This window comes from Afifella pfennigii DSM 17143 (assembly GCF_000688515.1).
GTDB lineage: Bacteria > Pseudomonadota > Alphaproteobacteria > Rhizobiales > Afifellaceae > Afifella > Afifella pfennigii.
Genome location: NZ_JHZK01000002.1, coordinates 193,349 through 210,851 on the forward strand (window position 1 = coordinate 193,349; position 17,503 = coordinate 210,851).

Consider the following 17,503-nt stretch of genomic DNA (forward strand, 5'->3'; position numbering starts at 1 on the left):
CGTTGAGACAAATTGGCGCCCTCTTCTGCTTTGAAAGCAAGGTTTTATGCCGCCAATGAAGCTGCCGACCGGATCGGTGGGGCCTTGATTGACCTCGATCAAGGCGAACCGGGGCACTGTCCGCAAGATGCGGCCATGGTTCCCGATCTCGTCCACAAATACTCCGCCCCGGTTCCGCGTTACACGAGCTATCCGACGGCCCCGCACTTCACCGAGGAGGTGGATAACGAGGTGGCGCGGGGATGGCTCGCCGAGCTGAAGCCGGGCACCACCGCTTCGCTCTACCTGCACATTCCGTTCTGCGACACGCTGTGCTGGTTCTGCGGCTGCACCACCCGTCACGTCCTGCGCTACGACCCTATCCGGCCATATCTGCAGACGCTGAAGGATGAGCTGAAGCTCGTCGCCACGCTGGCGCCGGATTTGAAGGTGGAGCGCGTGCATTGGGGCGGCGGCTCGCCGACGCTCTTGAAGCCGGAAGATATCATCGGGCTCGCCGGCGCCATCCGCGACGCCTTTCCGAGCGCGGGCGAGGCGGAATTCGCCGTCGAGGTCGATCCGCGCGAGCTTGACGACGAGCGCGTCGCCGCGATCGGCGAGGCCGGCTTCACCCGCGCCTCCATCGGCGTGCAGGATTTCTCCAAGAAGGTGCAGACGGCGATCAACCGCATGCAGAGCTTTGAGGAGACGCAATCGGCGGCCGAGCGTCTTCGCGCCGTCGGCATCAAGTCGATCAACGTCGATCTCGTCTACGGCCTGCCCTATCAGAGCCGCGCCAATCTCATCAGCACGGTGAAGAAGATCCTTCAGCTGAAGCCGGACCGGGTGGCGCTCTTCGGCTACGCGCATGTGCCGAACGTCATCCCACGCCAGAAGATGATCCCGGACGAGTCGCTGCCGGACGTGGTGGAGCGCTTCGCCCAGGCGAACCGGGCCGCGACCCTGTTCACCGGCGCCGGCTATCAGCGCATCGGCTTTGACCATTTCGCCCTGCCGGAGGATTCGCTGGCCGTGGCGGCCTGGGAGGGTCGGCTGCACCGCAACTTCCAGGGTTATACCGACGACCAGGCGGATGCGCTCATCGGCTTCGGCGCCTCCTCCATCAGCCAGCTCCCGCAGGGCTACTTGCAGAACGAGAAGACCAACCGGCGCTACACGGCGGCCATCGAGGAAGGCAAGCTCGCCACGGTGCGCGGCTTCACGCTTTCCAATACCGACCGGGTGCGCGCCTTCGTCATTGAGAGGCTCTTGTGTGACTTCGCCTTCTCCGGCGCGGCGTTGAAGGCGCGCTTCGGGGCGCTGGCCGATCCGGTCATCAACGATGCGCGCTATTTCGCCGAGGCCGATCCGGACGGGCTGTTTGCCCGCGTCGGCGACCGCTTCGTGGTCACCGATCGCGGCCGGCCTTTCGTGCGCTCGGTGGCGGCCTCTTTCGACACCTATTTCGGCACGCGCGCGGCCACGCATTCGACGGCCGTTTAGCGGCCACATCGTTTCCGGGGGGCGCCGGTCGGCCAGGGGGGCGGGTCGACCGGCCCTTTTTTTTGGCGGACCGACGCTTGTGCCAGAGGCGATCGTGTCAGGCTGAATGGCCAAGCTGCGCCTGCGCTCCTTCTCAGGCGCTGCGATAGAGCTTGGTCATGACGAATTCGCGGTGGCCGAGCGCCTCCGCGGCCGTGCTGCGGCCATTGGCGGTACGCCCGATCATGTCGATCAGCGTATCGCCCGCCTCCTCAAGCGTCATATCGCGGCGCAGGATGCCGGTGACATCGACGTCGATATGCTCCGACATGGTGCGCAAGGTTCGCGGATTGGCGGAGATCTTGATCACCGGCACGATCGGGTTGCCGACGACATTGCCCTGGCCGGTGGGAAAGGTGTGGATGACATAGCCGCCGGCCGCCATCAGCGTCACGCATTCGGCCGCCGCGGAGGACGTATCCATGAAGTAGAGGCCGGGGCCGTTGGTGGGCTGCTCGGCCGGCTCCAGAATGTCGATGTAGCGGCAGGAGCGGCCGATTTTCTCAAGGTTGCCGAGCGCCTTTTCCTCGATGGTGGTCAGGCCGCCTTCGATATTGCCCTTGGTCGGCTGGCTTTCGGAAAGGTCGTCGATCTTGTGCGCCTCGATGACCTCGTCCTGATAGGCCTTCCACATCGCATACCAGCGCTCGCCGACCTCCGCGCTGGCGGCGCGCTCCTTGCAGATATGCTCCGCGCCGGTGATCTCCGACGTCTCGCCGAAGACGCCGTAGATGCCTTCCGGAATCAGCTTGTCGTACATGTTGCCGACGGTAGGGCAGGAACCGAGGCCGGTCGTGGTGTCGCTCTCGCCGCATTTGGTGGAGATCCACAATTCCGACATCCTGCATTCCTCGCGCGGCAGCTCGGACGCCCAATGGACGAATTCCTTGGCTTTGCGCGAGGCGTCCATGATGGTCTTCAGGTCGCCGTTCTGCTCGATGGCGAAGCCCTCCACCGGCTTGCCGGTCTTGGCGATGCCCTCCACGATGCGCTGCGTCCATCCAGGCTCGATGCCGATGACGATGACGGCGGCGACATTCGGGTTGGAGCCGGTGCCGATCATGGTGCGGAAATGCAGGTCGAGATCCTCGCCGAACTGCAGCCGGCCATAGGCGTGCGGCAGGGCCATCGTGCCCTTGATGTTGTTGGCCACGGCTTCGCAGGCCGCGTTGGAGATATCGTCCACCGGCAGGATGACGACGTGGTTGCGCACGCCGACCCGGCCGTTCTCGCGGCGGTAGGCGCGGATCGTCGATTTGCCGTTCAAGGCCATCATAGGGTCTCCCTGTCATCGGCCGGCCTGGGCTGAGCCGGCGGTCATGCGCGGCCGGGTGCCAGCGCGCGGCGCTTCCTCGTTACCAGCGCTTGGTCTTCAGGTTGTGGACGTGCACATGGCCGCCCTTCTCCACATCGGCGACGAAGCGGCCGATATCCTCGCCATATTTCATCGCGGTGTCGCCCGACTTCAGGTCCTTCAGTGCCACTTTGTGGCCGATCGGTACGTCCGCCTTGGCGGTCAAATGGAAGGAGGAATTGTCGGCGGTGACGACGCAGAGCATGTCGGCGCCGGCCTTGAGGCCCTCCACCACCACGACGCCGACATTGTCGGCCTGTTCATGCACGAGAAGATGCGGCTGGCTCATTTGTCCTCCCAGGCAATGCGATGAGGGCCGTCGGCCTCGCCGAAATGGCCCGGCGGAAGCTCGATCCCTTCCGCTGCGACGAGAAGTCTTATATAAGACATAAGACATGACGGAAGCGAGCGTCAAGGACATGCCGGAGACGACGGCCAAGGAGAGGGCCAAACAGGAAGGCCCTCTCTTCAAGCCGCTCTATCTGCAGGTGCGCGAACGGCTGACCGGCCGCATGATCGAGGGATTGTGGCCGCCGGGCATGCTGTTGCCGAGCGAGCAGCGCTTGGCCGCCGAACTCGGCGTCAGCCAGGGCACGGTGCGCAAGGCGCTCGACGCCATGGCGGCCGATCACCTCCTCGTCCGTCGCCAGGGACGCGGCACCTTCGTGGCCGAGCCGGAGGAGGGGCGTATCCTTTTCCAGTTCTTTCGCCTGCGCCCCGACGATGGCCGCGCGCCCTTCCCGGAAAGCACCGCGGTCTCGCTACGGGCCGACCGGGCGGATGCGGAGACGGCCGCTCTGCTGACGCTGGAATCGCGTGCACGCATCTGGCGCTTGAAACGGCTGCGCCGCCTCGACGGTGTTCCGCTCATCGTGGAGGAGGTCGTCCTTCCCTTCGCCCGCTTCCGCCATCTGGACCGGGAGGAGCCGCTGCCGAACAATCTCTATGCTCTTTACGCGGGTCGCTTCGGCGCCACTATCGCCCGCGCCGAGGAGCGACTGAAGGCGGTGGCAGCTGGCCGGGCGGAGGCCACGGCGCTTGGCTGCCCGGAAGGCGCGCCGCTTCTGCGCATCGACCGCATTGCCTATGGGCTCGACGACAGGCCCGTGGAGCAGCGTGTCTCGCTCTGCCTGAGCGAGCAGCACCACTACGCTAATTCCCTGCGCTGAGCGCCCTTGCCGTGCCCGGTCCGACGATCCTCGGCGCCGCCAACTCGGCGAGGCCGGGCGAGGAGGTGAGGGATTGAACCGGCGGCGCGACGGCACGTTTCACCAGCGAGAACATCCGGCCGAGCCGCGCAAGATGGAACAGCCTCGCCTCCATGTCGTCTTCAACGAACGTTCCGGCGCTTCCGCCGAAGCGGGCCTGACGGCGAGGGAGCTCGCCGAGCGCCTCGCTGAGGCTGGTTTTGAGGTCGAGATCGACGTGGATATGAACCGGCCGCTCGCCGATCGGGCGGCAGCGGCGGCTTCGGGGCATGCCGATATCGTGGTGGCGGCCGGTGGCGACGGCACGGTGACCACGGTGGCGTCCGCTCTCGCGCGCGGCGGCAAGACGCTTGCAATCCTGCCGCTCGGTACGGCCAATCTTCTTGCCCGCGACCTCGGCATACCGATGGATCTTCGCGAGGCGATCGTGGCGCTTGGCCGGATGCGTCCGCGGCGCATCGATGCTGGCGAGGTCAACGGCCGTCTTTTCCTGCACAAGGTGGTCATCGGCCTTGCCCCGGCGATCGCCGAGGAGCGCGAGAAAATCCGGGAGAATCAGAGCTTTGCCGCGCTCGCCCGGCTTCTCATCTCCTTCCTGCGTCGGCTCGGCGAAGCGCGCGACATGCGTGTAGTCCTCACCATCAACGGCCGCCCCAGTGCCGAAAAGCTCCGGGTGCGGGCCATCGCCATTGCCAACAATGCCTATGATGAAGGGCTCGGCCGGTTTTTCGCACGCTCGCGGCTCGATGCGGGACGGCTCACCGTCTACGCGCTGCGCCGGCTCGCTTTCAAGGACTTCCTACGGCTCACCCTGCGCATGTTGCTCGGGCGCTGGCGGCGGGACGATGCCTTGATGATCCGTCAGGCCGAGTGGGTGACGCTGCACTCGCGCCGGTGGCTCTTGAAGGTGATGATCGACGGCGAGGTGGAGCGGCTCGCCACGCCTTTGCGCCTGCGCATCCTTGCCGGCGCGATATCCGTCCTGGCGCCTGTGATGGAGACGGGGAGTGTGCTCGACAGCGCTGAACAGGACGCCAGCCTGGCCGAGCCTGCCGCCAAGGCGGCCTCATGCTGATTGCGCATCTGTCCGACCTGCATTTCGGCCGGCACGATCCGGTGCTGGCGGCATCGCTGACGCAGGACCTCATTCAGACAGCGCCCGATCTCGTCGTCGTCAGTGGCGACTTTGCCCAGCGCGGAAGAAACAGAGAATTCGCCGAGGCGGCGGCCTTTCTCTCCAGCTTGCCGATGCCAGTCTTCGCCGTTCCCGGCAATCACGACATCCCGGCCTTCCATCTCATCCAGCGTTTTCTCGATCCCTATCGCCGCTATCGCAGCTATATCGACGACGATCTGGAGCCCTTTCTGGAGATGGACGGCGTGGCGCTCGCCGGGCTCAAGACCTCTCGGCGGGCGCGGCGCGGGCTCAACTGGTCGCACGGCTCCATCAGCCGCGAGCAGCTCGACGCCCTCGGCAAACGATTCCAGCAGGCGGACCCCGCCGCTCTGCGCATCGTCGTGGCGCACCATCCTCTCTTGCTGCCAGAAGAGGGGGGCGAGATGCGCCCGGTGAAACGTGCCGATCTGGCCTTGCAGCGTTTCGCCGAGCTCGGGGTCCGGCTGGTCCTTTCCGGCCATTTTCACATGGCCTATGTGCGCCGGCACGGTTCGCCAGGAGGGGAGCGCGAGGGCGTGCCGCCCACTACAGGCGCCCGCCGGGCCGCACATGCGCCGATCCTGGTGGCGCAGGCGGCGACTTCCATTTCCACGCGGCTCAGGGGCGAGCCGAACGCTTACAACGCCATTACCATCGAGGCGGGGAGCATCGACATTGCCGTGCATGCCTGGAACGGGGTGGCGTGGCGTCCTGCCGGCCGGAGTATCTGAGGGCGAACGAAAACGGCAGGGCGCATCGCGCCCTGCCGGGGAATTCAAGACAGGTGGCGCCCGCTCGCCTGGAGCGGGCGGCCTTCCTTATGCCGGCTGCAGGTTCGCCGCAGCGCTCTTGCCGGAGCGCCGGTCGGCCTCCACGTCGAAGGAGACGCGCTGGCCTTCCACCAGGCCGCGCAGGCCGGCCGCTTCCAGGGCCGTGGCATGGACGAAAACGTCCTTGCCGCCATCCTCCGGCTGGATGAAGCCGTAGCCCTTCTGGGCGTTGTAGAATTTCACAGTGCCGATCGCCATCATAGTATCCTTTCGCTGACGCGTTTTAGGCAGCACGAGCGCTTTGCGCCCGTGCGGGAAGATCGAGTTTTGGGAGAAAGTCTGAACGCGCGCCCAGCGAGCCAGGCGATACGGCCAAGTCGTCCGGCCAAAGTCGATACGCCCTTTTAAGCCGGGAATGCGGCCGCAGCAAGGCGCTTGCTGCGCATAGCGCCATCACGCCGCGGCGAGGCGGCGCTTGGGACGACGGCTACGCCCCCGGGCGGCGCGCGCCGGCTTCGCCTCCCGGTTGCCTGTCTTCCCGTCTTCGCGGGAAGGGGCGGGCCGTGCGGGGCGTCCTTGGCCGCGCTTGCGACCGCCGGGGGAGCCTGCGGCCGGCGCCTCGTCTGCCCTTGCAGGCTGGCCGCTGGCAACGCGGATCGGCACGCCCGTCAGCTTTTCGATGCCGCGCAGAAGCTTCACATCCTCTGGGGCGCAGAACGCGACCGCCTCGCCGGCCGCGCCGGCCCGCGCCGTGCGGCCGATGCGGTGAACGTAGCTTTCTGGCACTTCCGGCAAATCGAAGTTGTAGACGTGGCTGACGCCGGGAATATCGATGCCGCGAGCGGCAACGTCGGTCGCCACGAGAATGCGGATGTCTCCGTCGCGGAAGGCGCGAATCGCCCGCTCACGCTGGTTCTGGCTCTTGTTGCCATGGATGGAACCGGCGGCGAAGCCGTCCTTGACGAGGTTCTTCATCAGCTTTTCCGCGCCATGCTTGGTGCGGGCGAAGACAAGGGAGAGATCGTCCGGGCGCTCCGCCAGGCACTCCCTGAGCAGGGCGGGCTTCTCGGTCTTGGCGACGAAATGCACCGACTGAGCGATCTTGTCGGCGGTGCGCCCGCGAGGAGCCACCTCCATCTGGACCGGATCGACGAGGTAGGCGCGCGACAATTCCTCGATCTGCTTTGGCATTGTGGCGGAGAAGAGCAGCGTCTGGCGCGGCGTGCCGACCAGCTTGGCGATGCGGCGCAGCGCGTGGATGAAGCCGAGATCGAGCATCTGGTCGGCTTCGTCGAGGACGAGGAAGCGGGCGCTTCCAAGATGCACCGCGCCGCGTTCGGTCAGATCGAGGAGCCGGCCGGGCGTGGCGACGAGGATGTCGGTGCCGCGCTTCAGGCGTCGGATCTGGTTGCCGATAGAGGCGCCGCCGACGACGGTCGCGACGGTGATCTTCGTGCCGCGCACATAGGCATCGAGATTGGCGGCGATCTGGTTCACCAATTCGCGCGTCGGAGCGAGGATGAGGGCCGCGACCTCGCGCGGCCGGGGCCGGCCGCCCTCCTCCATGAGCTTGTGCACGAGGGGCAGGCCGAAGGCGGCCGTCTTGCCGGTGCCGGTCTGAGCGAGGCCGAGGACATCGCGGCCCGCCAGAGCCGGCGGAATGGCCTTCGTCTGGATGGGGGTCGGTGTTTCGAAGCCGAGAGCGGCGACGGATTGCAGGATCATCGGGTGAAGCCCGAGCTGATCGAAACGGATCAAAATATAACCTTTCAGGGACGAAGGCCGCCCTCGTGGCGGCCCGCCCATGTCGACAGTCAAACGAGAATGGCGTCCGCCGCCTGAGCGGGGCGCTCTCATCTGCGGTTGCGGGCGGGCGCTCGCCCGGGACCGAAATGTCCTCAGGTCGCCCGACCGTCAGAACCCCGCGTGAAGTGGGAACTTGCTTGGAAAACGGCTGTGGCTGGATGGCCTTTGCCGGTAGGTCTCTTGCGCCGGAAGGTCTGACGGCATGCGAGCCGCAAGGTCTCCTTCAACGGCGCCAGCTGCTCACGCGGCAGCGAGACGTTGCAAGGCATATCGGCTGACGCGCGCCGAAAGTCAACCGGTCGCTTCCAGGTGCCAGAATGGCGGCCGAGGGTGGGACCTTGCCGTGCCAAGGGGCCCGCGCCGAGCGCCTCGCCTTCGGCCCTCCTGCGAGCGGCCTCACAAGAGCCCGATTGCCTTCCACCAAAGATAGGTGAGCGGCACACCGACAAGAAACATGGCCGCGGCGAGGATGAGGCAGACCTTGACGAGATCCAAGACCCGCACTTCGCAAAGGCTCAGCATGACGATCAGCGGCGGACCCTGATAGGGCAGGAGCATGGTGGTGAAGCCGACGAGCTCGGCCATCAGCACGCCGCTGAGTGGCAGGCCGGTGACGGCGCTGATATCGCCGGCGATCGGGACCAGCAGGATGGGCGCGGCGGGCGCTGTCGTCACCATGCAGATGGCCGAAGAAAGCGCCGTCACCAGATAGAGGTTCAGAAAATCGCTCGTCACGCCGAGATCGACGAAGGTGAGGGCAAAGGCGCTTACCGTCTCGTCCAGCCCGTTATGGATCATGATGGCGCCGATGCTGAGAATGCCGGCGATGTAGAGCACTGGGGCGAAGTTGATCTTGTCCTTGAAGGCGGTCGGGCTGATGAGCTGCATCGCCGGCCACAGGATGACGACGGCGGCGCCCATCGCCACCCAGGCGGGATGGACGCCGTGGAAGACGTCCGTCATCCATAAGATGAGCGCCAGGACCAGGACCGCCGCAAGCCGTCGCTGGCGTGGATTCATCGGCTCTGCCTTGATGTCGGCGACCTCCCTGGCCGGTTGGCGAAAGAGAAGGAGGATCGCGGCCACCAGCACCAGGGCGCGGAAGATGCCGGTGACCGGCAGATGGTAGAAAAGGTATTGCCCGTAGGAGATGGCGACGCCGTAGATCGATTCGATGGCGCCGACATGCACGACGGCCGGCAGATTGGCCGTGACGATGGCGAAATCGGGGAAGAAAGTGCCGGCACCGACGGCAATGGCGAGGCCGGTATAGCCCTTGCTGCCGGGGCGAAGCTCCATCGCCTCGGCGATGCCGAGCGCAATCGGCATCAGAAGGATGATGCGCGGTATCGTCGCCGGCACGAGGAAGCCCAGAAGAGCGGCGATCACCACGAGCAAGACGATGGCCCGGGCGAGGCTGAGGCGCCAGAGGCCGAGTAGCCGGCGGGCGAGGAGCACGCCAAGCCCCGCCTCCTGAACGGAGTTACCGATGATGATGCCAGAAAAAAGCAGCCACAGCGCGCCGACCTCGAAGCCGGAGAAGATGACGGCGGTTGGCGCCACCTCGCCGAGGACGGCCAAGAGCATGATGGTGAGGGCCGTCACATGCTCCGGCAGGACATGGGTGGCAAAAAGCGTGATGGCGAGGACGACCAGAGCCCAGGTCCGCAGCTCGGCGTCGTCCGCTCCGGCGCCGAGGGAGAGAATGACGAGGAGCCCGGCTAACGCTGTCCCGGCGACCGCGAGGGTAAGCGAGAGGGAGCGTCTGGAGAGATTGCCGCGCCGCGCCGTGAAAACCTGCAAGGCTCTTAGCATGGCTTCAGGTCCCGCTGGCGCGCCTTGCAGACGAAGGCCCCCGACCACTCATCAGCCACTTCGGTCCGCTCGCGTCAGGGCTGCGCCGGGCCAGATGCTTGGATGAGCGCGTTCATATTGGGGTGGATAGGCGTGTTCGGCGCCAAGCTCCAGCGCCGCGTGATAGGGCCAGCGGGGATCGAAGAGCATCGCCCGGGCGAGCGCCACCGCATCGGCCTTGCCGGAAGCGACGATCTCTTCGGCCTGGGCTGCCGAGACGATGAGGCCCACGGCGGCCGTGGCAAGGCCGGATTGCCGCCGCACATGCTCGGCGAGGGGCACCTGATAGCCAGGCCCCAGCGCGATCTTCTGGCCAGGATCGACGCCCCCACCGGAGACGGTGATGAGGTCGATCCCTTCTGCGCCGAGCTCGGCGGCGAAGCGTCCGGCCTCCTCCAGCGTGAAACCGCCCTCGGCGAAATCGGAGCCGTTGATCTTGATGCCGAGCGGCTTCTTGCTATGCCAGACGGCGCGCACGCGGCGCACCACTTCCAAGGGCAGGCGCATGCGGTTCTGAAGGCTGCCGCCGTAGGCGTCGCGGCGATGGTTGGCCAGCGGGGAAAGGAAGGAGCTCAGGAGATAACCGTGGCCGCAATGGACCTCCAGATAGTCGAAGCAAAGCCGGTCCGCCCGCTCCGCCGATGCGGTGAACCGCGCCAGCAAGGCTTCGATATCGGCCTCATCCATCGCCCTCGGCACCGGGCCGCCGGGCGCTATCGGCAGCCCCGAAGGGGCGAGGGTCTGCCAGCCGCCCTCTTCTATCGGCAGAGGATCGCGCCCCTCCCATGGCCGGCGGCTGGAGGCCTTGCGCCCGGCATGGCCGAGCTGGATGCCGAGCGGTATCGGGCTCGCCTCGCGCAGAATGGCGAGCACTTCCGCCATCGCTGCCTCAGTGGCGTCGTCGTAAAGGCCGGCGTCGAAAGCGGAGATGCGTCCCTCCGGCGAGACGGAAGTAGCCTCGAAGGTCAGCAGCCCAGCGCCGGAAAGCGCCAGCGAGGCGAGGTGCGCGACATGCCAGGCGCCCATCTTCCCATCGACGGCGGAGTATTGGCACATCGGCGAGACGAGGATGCGGTTGCCAAGGGTCAGCTCCCTCAGCCTCAGCGGGGAGAAGAGCCGGTTCATGACAGGCGGTTCGCGGGCGCCTGGAAAGGCCGCTGTGCTGGCGCAGGGTCGCGGGCGGGCATCTCGTCCTCCATTTCGCCGGCGCCTTTCAGGCCTTCGCTGCATGCTTGGCCGTCATGGTGCGATCAATATGGTTCACACAGCGCACTTGTGTTTTATTCAGCATGGCGCATGAGATCAAGCTTGGAGGCAGGCCGTGGCCGAAACCGTCGTCATCACCGGAGCCAGCAAGGGTATCGGCCTTGCAACGGCCGAGCGCCTCGCAGCGCAGGGGGCTCAGGTGATCGGGCTTGCCCGTTCGGAGCCGCGAGGCTTCCCCGGCGTTTTCGTGCCGGTCGACCTCGGCGACGAAGGGGCGAGCGCGGCAGTTCTCGCCGATCTTGCCGGCCGTCACGCGGTCGAGGGTGTCGTTAATAATCTCGGGCTCAACATCCTGGAGCCGCTTGGCAACATCGATCTTGACCATTTCCGCCGCGTCGTCGATCTCAACCTGCGCACGACGATACAGGTCACGCAGGCATTCCTGCCGGGCATGCGTGCGCGCCGCTACGGGCGCATCGTCAATCTTTCCAGCCGCGGCGCCCTAGGGCGCGAAAAGCGCTCCAGTTATGGTGCTGCCAAGGCCGGCATCATCGGCATGACCCGCACCTGGGCGCTGGAGCTCGCCACCCAGGGGATCACCGCCAATGTCGTCTCGCCCGGGCCGACGGCGACGGAGATGTTTGTGCGCAATAATCTAACGGGCGAGGCGGCAGAAAAGAACCGCCAGCGCTTCCTGGCCGACGTGCCGATGGGCCGCTTCGGCGAGCCGGAGGAGATCGCCCATGCGATCGCCTTCTTCCTCAGCCGCGAAGCCTCCTTCGTGACCGGCCAGGTCCTGCATGTCTGCGGCGGCTCCTCGGTCGGCCCGGCGCCGCTTTAGAGCGGGGCGGGCGGCGCCGACCGGCGCGACCTAGTAGCGCTCCACCGGGTCGAAGCCGCGCAAGGCGTCGACGAAGCGGACGTAGTCCTGCGCATTGAAGAGGTTTGGCGCGGCCTCCTTACCGCCCGTTCCGAAATCGAGTGCAGACAGGGTCGCCTCGATCTCGCCGCGATTGAGGTCCTGGGCGATGAAGACGATACGCGTGTCGCGCTCCTCGCTCGGCCAGGCGGCTAGCCTCTCCGGCTCGTGGAAGAGATGCTGCACCGCGTGGACGACGATCGGCTTGCCCTCAACATTGAAGATGCCCTTGACGCGCAGAAGGTTCGGTCCGCGAAAGCGGGCGAGGGCGTTGAGCCACAGACGCAGGCCGTCGGCCGTGATCTCGCCGGGGCGGCGAAGCGAGAAGGTCGCGATGCCGTCCTCCGCCGCGCCATGGTCGTGCCCGTGACGATGGGGATGGCTTTGGCCGTGCTGCGCGTGGCCATGATGCCGACCGGCGGTGCCGGCCTCGCGCTCGATGTCCTGGGCGCCGAGCCAGGCGGACCAGTCGCGCTCCTGAGGCCGGTCGCCGAGCAGCTCTTCGGCGGCGATCTCGCCGCGCACCGCCGTCAAAAGACGGGCGCTGCGGTTGAGGCGCCGGAGCTTGGCCGTCAGGCGTTCAAGCTCGTCCGGGCCGGCGAGATCGGTCTTGGAGAAGACGATGCGGTCGGCGACGGCTGCCTGCTTGACGGATTCAAAATGCATATCGAGCTGCGCCCGTCCGTGGACCGTATCGACGACAGTGACCACGGCATCGAGACGGAAGGCGGTCGAGATTTCCTCGTCCGACAGAACCGTCTGCAGCAGCGGCGCCGGATCGGCGAGCCCTGTGGTTTCGATCACGACCCGGTCGAAGGGCGGCAGCTCGCCTTTCTGCCGCCGCTCCAGAAGGCGGGACAGCGTGACCACGAGATCGCCGAGAATGGCGCAGCACAGGCATCCGTTGGACAAAAGGACCGTCTCGTCCTCAGGCGTTTCCATGAGGAGATGGTCGAGCCCCACCTCGCCATATTCGTTGACGATGACGAGCGTGCCCACCATTGCTTCCTGGCGGAGGAGCTTGTTGAGCAGGGTCGTCTTGCCGCTGCCGAGAAAACCGGTGAGGATGGTGATGGGGAGTCTTGGCTCAGTCATGGCCTGTCCGCTTCAAACGCCTTCTGTCCTGTCGCGCTCAGTCGCCGCCTAGGCGTCGGCGATCCGCCAGGAACCGTATTCGTGGGGGATGACCCGCACGTCCTCACCTTCGCGGCGATCGACGAAGCGCTTGCCCTCCTTCACCACCATCTTGATGTTCTCGCGCGGCTCCAGGACCTTGATGTCCTCTGCCGGGTTGCCGTCGACGAGGACGATATCGGCGAGCTTGCCCTTCTCCAGCGTGCCGAGCTCCTCCTGCCTGTGCAGCGCTTCGGCGGCGTTCTTCGTTGCCGTGACGATCGCTTCCATCGGGGTCATGCCGAGATCGACATAGATGGCGAGCTCGGAGGCGTTGCTGCCCATATCGGGCTCAAAGCCCATATCGGTGCCCATGGCGATCTTTACGCCCGCCTTGTGCATAACCTGGAAGGTGTTGAAGCAGTTCGGCTGGATCGTCTTCATCTTCTCCAGGGTGAAGTTGGGCGTGCCGATCTCGCGGCGGATCTCGATCGCATGGTCGGTGCGGTGCAAGAGCGTCGGCGTCACCGGGATCTGCGCTTCCACGATGCGCGCAATGGAATCCTCGTCATGGAAGACCATGTGCTCGATCGTGTCGGCCCCGGCCTTGATCGCCATGCGGTGCGCGTCCGGCGTGAAGCAGTGGATGGAGCAGAAATGGTGCTGGGCATGCGCCTCGTCGCAGACCGCGTCGAGCTCCTCCTGGGTATGGTTGCGCACATCCGGCGCCTCGCGATCGGTGCCGCCCCCGCCCGATGCGCAGGTTTTCAGCCAGTCCGCCCCCTTCAACAGGTTCTTGCGCGCGAGCTTGCGCATTTCGTCCGGCCCGTCGGCGGTCGCCTCCGGGTTGCGCAGCGAGGCGCGTGGCATGATGAGGTCGAGATGCGAGCCCGTGCCGACGGTGAAGGCGCCGCAGATGAGCCGCGGCCCGCCCAGGATGCCGTTGTCGATGGCGTCGCGCACGGCCACCGCCTGATCGGTCATTAGTCCGCGTGTCGACATGATGCCGAGGTCGCGCAAGGTGGTGAAGCCGCGTTCCAGGCAGAGCTGAGCGTGGAACAGCATGTACATCTGCTGCAGCTCGGGCGTCACCTCCCATTGCGCCACGCGATAGTTCTTGAAAGTGAGATTGTTGAACATGCACAGATGGATGTGCAGGTCCATCATGCCCGGCATGGCGGTGAGGCCAGGCTCCTCCACGAGTGTGGCGCCCTCCGGGATGCGGATATCGGAAGCCGCGCCAACCTCCTTGATGTGCTTGTCCTCCACGACGATGACGGTGTTGTCGATGACCGGCCCCCCGTTGCCATCAATCAGCTTTCCCACCTTGTACGCGGTCGTTGCAGCCATCATCGCTCCTTCCGTCCCCGGTCGAAGCGGTGCGCGCTTCGCCAATTAATAGGTTTGCACAAAGAAACTTTGTTTCATTTACATATTAAGTGAACCCTCTTCAAGAGCGTCAATCGTCGGTGACACCTCGTCCCTCGCTCGCCCGCTGCGGGGCGATGGTAAGGCCGGCTTCGCGCTCCCACAGCTTGACGATCTCCGACTGATCGACGGCTGCGCCGATCTCCTTGCTGCCGCGCTGCCACAGCTGCAGGCAGCTCGCCATGACCGGTGCCTCCATCCCAACGCCGTCCGCCAGGCCGCGCGCCAGTCTGACGTCCTTGGCGATGAGCGACAGGGCCATGCCGGTAGCGAAGTCGCGCGTCAGCACCTGGCGTCCGATCTTCTTCTCCAAGGGATGGTTGCGCCCGGTGGTGGCGGAGGTCAGGGCCTCCATCATCACCTGAAGGTCGAGGCCGAATTTGAGGCCGACGGTCAGTGCTTCCGCATAGGTAATGAGGGCCTCGGCGTTGACGAAGTTGTTCAGCACCTTCATCGCATGGCCGGCGCCGAGCGGTCCGCAGGGGAAAAGACGCTCGCCGAAGCAGGTGACGACGGGATGGGCCCGCGCGATCGCATCCCGCGTGCCGCCCAGAAGGATGTCGAGCGTGCCGTCCTTGGCGAAGACGACGCCGCCGGCGACGGGCGCGTCCACCATGACGAGCGAGCGCTTGGCCAGCGTCTCGCCGAGGGCGCGCGTCTCCAGCGGATCGGAGGAGGAGGAATCGACGACGAGGCTGCCGGGCGCCAGCCTCGCGGCAAGGCCGTCCTCGCCGCTTTCTCCCATCAGTACCGCACGCACCTCCCGGCTCGTCGGCAGCATCAAAACGACGATGTCGGCGTTGGCCGCAAGATCGGGAAGGGAGCGGGCCGGCCGCGCCCTCCTTTCGCAGCAGAATCGGTCGATCGCCTCCCGGCTGAGATCGAAGACCGTCAGCGGCAAACCGGCCTCGGCGATGTGTTGCGCCATAGGGTTGCCCATGCGCCCGAGCCCGACGAAACCGACGCGCTCGAGGCGGATACCGGGCTTGGTCTGCGCGTGCGGCATGGAGGTCTCAGCCATGGGCTTGCTCGATCGCCTCCTCCAGGACGGCGAGTGAATGCACGCTAACGAAGCGGGTAGGCGTGTTCCCGTCGCTGGCGAGGCGATAAGGGACGCCCTTGCCGATCTCGGCGATGTCGCCTGTCCGCATGTCGTTGCGATCGTTGCCGACCTCCGCCGTCAGCCTGCCGCTCAAGACGTAGACGAACTGCTCGTGGGGGCTTGCCTCGCTCGCCAGCTCGCCGGCGCGCGGGAACTCGAAGAAGCCGAAGCCGCAGCGCTCTCCCTCCAGCCATTCCCTGCGGCTGGCGCAGCGCAACGGTGCCTCGATTGCATCCGCCAGCTGATAGTAGCAGTCCGGCACGCCTTCCACGATGGCCTGACTGGCCTCGCCATTGCCCGCCGGTCTTGCTCTGGCAGGGCCCCCGGAGACGCCCCCGGAGACGCGCTTGGAGGCGATCGCGGCCGATTCCTCCACCGTCAGCGCGCGCTCCGGCGGCGCCTCGTCGGCGCCAATGCCGACCACCGTCCAGGTGCGGTCCTTGATGTATAGATAGGCGCAGTCACCGTCCTCCGTCGCCTTCATGGAATGGCGCACATTCGGCGGGATCATGAGGAAGGCGCCTGGCCCGACGATGCGCCGATCCTTGCCGACGACCGCATTCACCTTGCCCTTCAGGACGAAGATCAAGAGCTCGTTCGGATGGTAGTGCAGCTCCGATCCGGTTCCCGCCTGTTTCTGATTGAGGCAGAAATAAAGATACCTGCCCTCGATGATAGGCGCTCTGCCCGACGACAGATGCGGGGTGAGGAGCTTCGATTCGATGGATTCGAAACGATGGAACGGCATGGGTGCGACGTCCTCTGCAGGCGCCTTGTTGGCTAATTGTTGGTTCATCCAACGCAACTTCGTATCTTTAGATAGAACCATTTCGGAGCGAGAGCCGCAAGCATCTCGCAGCAGGCTTTGGCGAACAGGATGTGTTGCCCCGCAGCTTACTGAAGAAAGAGAAGGGGGTATCGCTCCTTCGTCAGCGGGGCATGCTGTTGACAGAGCATCTGGCTTGTCGCATGTTTTTTGAAACTCGTATCATTAAATGAAAACATATGAAGTGCTGGCCGCCGGCGTCGCCGCGACCGCATCTCAACCGGGAGGGACGAGGATGCCTAACAAGACCGGGAGCGCCGGCCTCAGGACGATCGCCGCAGGACTGGCGCTCGGCGTCGGTCTGTTCGGCGCCGCGCCGTCGGCCCTCGCATGGGAGCCGAGCGAAGACGTCCAGATCGTGGTGCACACCAAATCGACCGGCTCCACCTATGCCTACGGCGCCGCCGTCAAGGCGGCGATCGAGGATGCGGGGCTGATGGGGCAAGAGATCGATCTGCGTTCCATTCAGGGCGCCGGCGGCGCCAAGGCTCGCCAGCATGTCGCCCAGACCAACGCCGGCAATCCGCATGTGGTGCAGGTGCTGACGCCCTCGCAGATCAACAATCCAATCCTCGCCCGCTCCGACGTCAACCGCGATTCCTTCAGGGGCATCGCCATTAATGTGGTGACGCCGCTCTTGATGGTTGTGCACGCCGATTCGCCCTATCAGTCGATCAACGACATCGTCGCCGCGGCCAAGGAGAAGCCCGGCGAGGTCATCCAGGGCGGCGGCGCCGTCGGCCAAGTCGCCTCGTTGGTGGGCAAGCTCTTCGCCGACAGCCAGGGCGTCGACATCACGTATACGCCCTTCGACGATGAGGGCGTGCTGCAGCTTGCCGGCGGGCATGTCGACTTCATTCTGGAGAACCCGGCGCAGGTCAAGAAATTCGTCGATGCCGGCCGCATGCGTATTGTCGGCACCAGCAACAAGCTGAGTTTTGCGCCCGACGTTCCCACCTTCGAGGAGGCGGGCTACGATTTTCCCGTCTTGCAGCAATATCGCGGTCTTTGGACCTCGGCTGACGTGCCTGAAGAGGCGCGGAGCTACTACGGCGACCTTCTCAAGAAGGTCAGCGAAAGCGACAGTTTCAAGGAATACGTGCAGACCAATGACCTGACGCCGGTATGGATTTCCGGCGCGGAGCTTGAAAAAATGCTCAATGCGGAAGCTAAGGCCTATCGGGATCTTTCCGAAGAGCTTAATCTCATCAGCAAATAGGCCGCACGCGGCTGGGCCCGG

16 protein-coding genes are annotated in these 17,503 nt (G+C 65.6%); 6 read left to right on the forward strand and 10 right to left on the reverse strand.

The features are described 5' to 3' along the window. Positions 1–135 precede the first annotated feature (135 nt). Positions 136–1,482 (forward strand): oxygen-independent coproporphyrinogen III oxidase, encoded by a 1,347-nt coding sequence (hemN, locus tag Q331_RS0102995; RefSeq protein ID WP_026379454.1) that lies wholly within the window; start codon positions 136–138, stop codon positions 1,480–1,482. Positions 1,483–1,615: 133 nt separating this feature from the next. On the opposite strand, the gene Q331_RS0103000 is transcribed toward hemN, so the two are convergent. Beyond that, positions 1,616–2,797 carry a UxaA family hydrolase gene (locus tag Q331_RS0103000; RefSeq protein ID WP_034490765.1) on the reverse strand — a complete coding sequence of 394 codons (1,182 nt, stop codon included), beginning with the start codon at positions 2,795–2,797 and terminating at the stop codon, positions 1,616–1,618. Between the two features lie 79 nt (positions 2,798–2,876). Next, complete coding sequence (locus Q331_RS0103005) at positions 2,877–3,164, reverse strand: UxaA family hydrolase (protein ID WP_026379456.1); 288 nt, start codon at positions 3,162–3,164, stop codon at positions 2,877–2,879. A 106-nt stretch (positions 3,165–3,270) separates the two neighbouring features. On the opposite strand from Q331_RS0103005, the gene Q331_RS0103015 reads away from it, so the two are divergent. The 3 genes from Q331_RS0103015 to Q331_RS19720 all read left to right on the forward strand — a co-directional run bounded on the left by Q331_RS0103015 (position 3,271) and on the right by Q331_RS19720 (position 5,970). Next, positions 3,271–4,044 (forward strand): GntR family transcriptional regulator, encoded by a 774-nt coding sequence (locus Q331_RS0103015; protein ID WP_245615499.1) that lies wholly within the window; start codon positions 3,271–3,273, stop codon positions 4,042–4,044. A 133-nt stretch (positions 4,045–4,177) separates the two neighbouring features. Continuing rightward, positions 4,178–5,158, forward strand: coding sequence for a diacylglycerol/lipid kinase family protein (locus tag Q331_RS19715; protein ID WP_084174702.1), 981 nt, complete (start codon positions 4,178–4,180; stop codon positions 5,156–5,158). Continuing rightward, the gene (locus tag Q331_RS19720) at positions 5,152–5,970 is read left to right on the forward strand and encodes a metallophosphoesterase family protein (protein ID WP_034490766.1); all 819 of its coding nucleotides are present in this window, start codon (positions 5,152–5,154) and stop codon (positions 5,968–5,970) included. Before Q331_RS19715 ends, Q331_RS19720 begins: the two co-directional genes overlap by 7 nt. Positions 5,971–6,057: 87 nt before the next feature. On the opposite strand, the gene Q331_RS0103035 is transcribed toward Q331_RS19720, so the two are convergent. The 4 genes from Q331_RS0103035 to Q331_RS0103050 form a co-directional block, all read right to left on the reverse strand. Continuing rightward, on the reverse strand, positions 6,058–6,267 hold the full coding sequence (locus Q331_RS0103035) for a cold-shock protein (protein ID WP_026379458.1): 210 nt from the start codon (positions 6,265–6,267) through the stop codon (positions 6,058–6,060). A gap of 195 nt (positions 6,268–6,462) precedes the next feature. Beyond that, positions 6,463–7,767, reverse strand: coding sequence for a DEAD/DEAH box helicase (locus Q331_RS0103040; protein ID WP_156953248.1), 1,305 nt, complete (start codon positions 7,765–7,767; stop codon positions 6,463–6,465). A gap of 444 nt (positions 7,768–8,211) precedes the next feature. Beyond that, on the reverse strand, positions 8,212–9,630 hold the full coding sequence (locus Q331_RS19725) for an SLC13 family permease (RefSeq protein ID WP_084174678.1): 1,419 nt from the start codon (positions 9,628–9,630) through the stop codon (positions 8,212–8,214). A gap of 51 nt (positions 9,631–9,681) precedes the next feature. Further along, the gene (locus tag Q331_RS0103050) at positions 9,682–10,794 is read right to left on the reverse strand and encodes an NADH:flavin oxidoreductase/NADH oxidase (protein WP_026379460.1); all 1,113 of its coding nucleotides are present in this window, start codon (positions 10,792–10,794) and stop codon (positions 9,682–9,684) included. A 196-nt stretch (positions 10,795–10,990) separates the two neighbouring features. Here Q331_RS0103050 and Q331_RS0103055 point away from each other — a divergent pair, with 196 nt between their 5' ends. Next, positions 10,991–11,716 (forward strand): SDR family oxidoreductase, encoded by a 726-nt coding sequence (locus Q331_RS0103055; RefSeq protein ID WP_026379461.1) that lies wholly within the window; start codon positions 10,991–10,993, stop codon positions 11,714–11,716. Positions 11,717–11,746: 30 nt separating this feature from the next. Here the strand turns inward: Q331_RS0103055 and Q331_RS19730 are convergent, their stop codons facing one another. From Q331_RS19730 to Q331_RS19740, 4 genes are all read right to left on the reverse strand, one after another. Continuing rightward, positions 11,747–12,889 carry a CobW family GTP-binding protein gene (locus Q331_RS19730; protein ID WP_051630457.1) on the reverse strand — a complete coding sequence of 381 codons (1,143 nt, stop codon included), beginning with the start codon at positions 12,887–12,889 and terminating at the stop codon, positions 11,747–11,749. 48 nt (positions 12,890–12,937) lie between these two features. Further along, entirely contained in the window at positions 12,938–14,257 is a 1,320-nt protein-coding gene (locus Q331_RS0103065; protein WP_169738463.1) for a metal-dependent hydrolase family protein, read from the reverse strand. 109 nt (positions 14,258–14,366) lie between these two features. Continuing rightward, entirely contained in the window at positions 14,367–15,356 is a 990-nt protein-coding gene (locus tag Q331_RS19735) for an NAD(P)-dependent oxidoreductase (RefSeq protein ID WP_051630459.1), read from the reverse strand. Further along, positions 15,349–16,185, reverse strand: a complete 837-nt coding sequence (locus Q331_RS19740) for a cupin domain-containing protein (RefSeq protein ID WP_034490767.1) — start codon at positions 16,183–16,185, stop codon at positions 15,349–15,351. The genes Q331_RS19735 and Q331_RS19740 overlap by 8 nt, the downstream gene beginning before the upstream one ends. A gap of 313 nt (positions 16,186–16,498) precedes the next feature. Here Q331_RS19740 and Q331_RS0103080 point away from each other — a divergent pair, with 313 nt between their 5' ends. Then, a complete protein-coding gene (locus Q331_RS0103080; RefSeq protein ID WP_026379463.1) occupies positions 16,499–17,482 on the forward strand; it encodes a Bug family tripartite tricarboxylate transporter substrate binding protein in 984 nt (327 codons plus the stop codon). Positions 17,483–17,503: the final 21 nt, after the last annotated feature.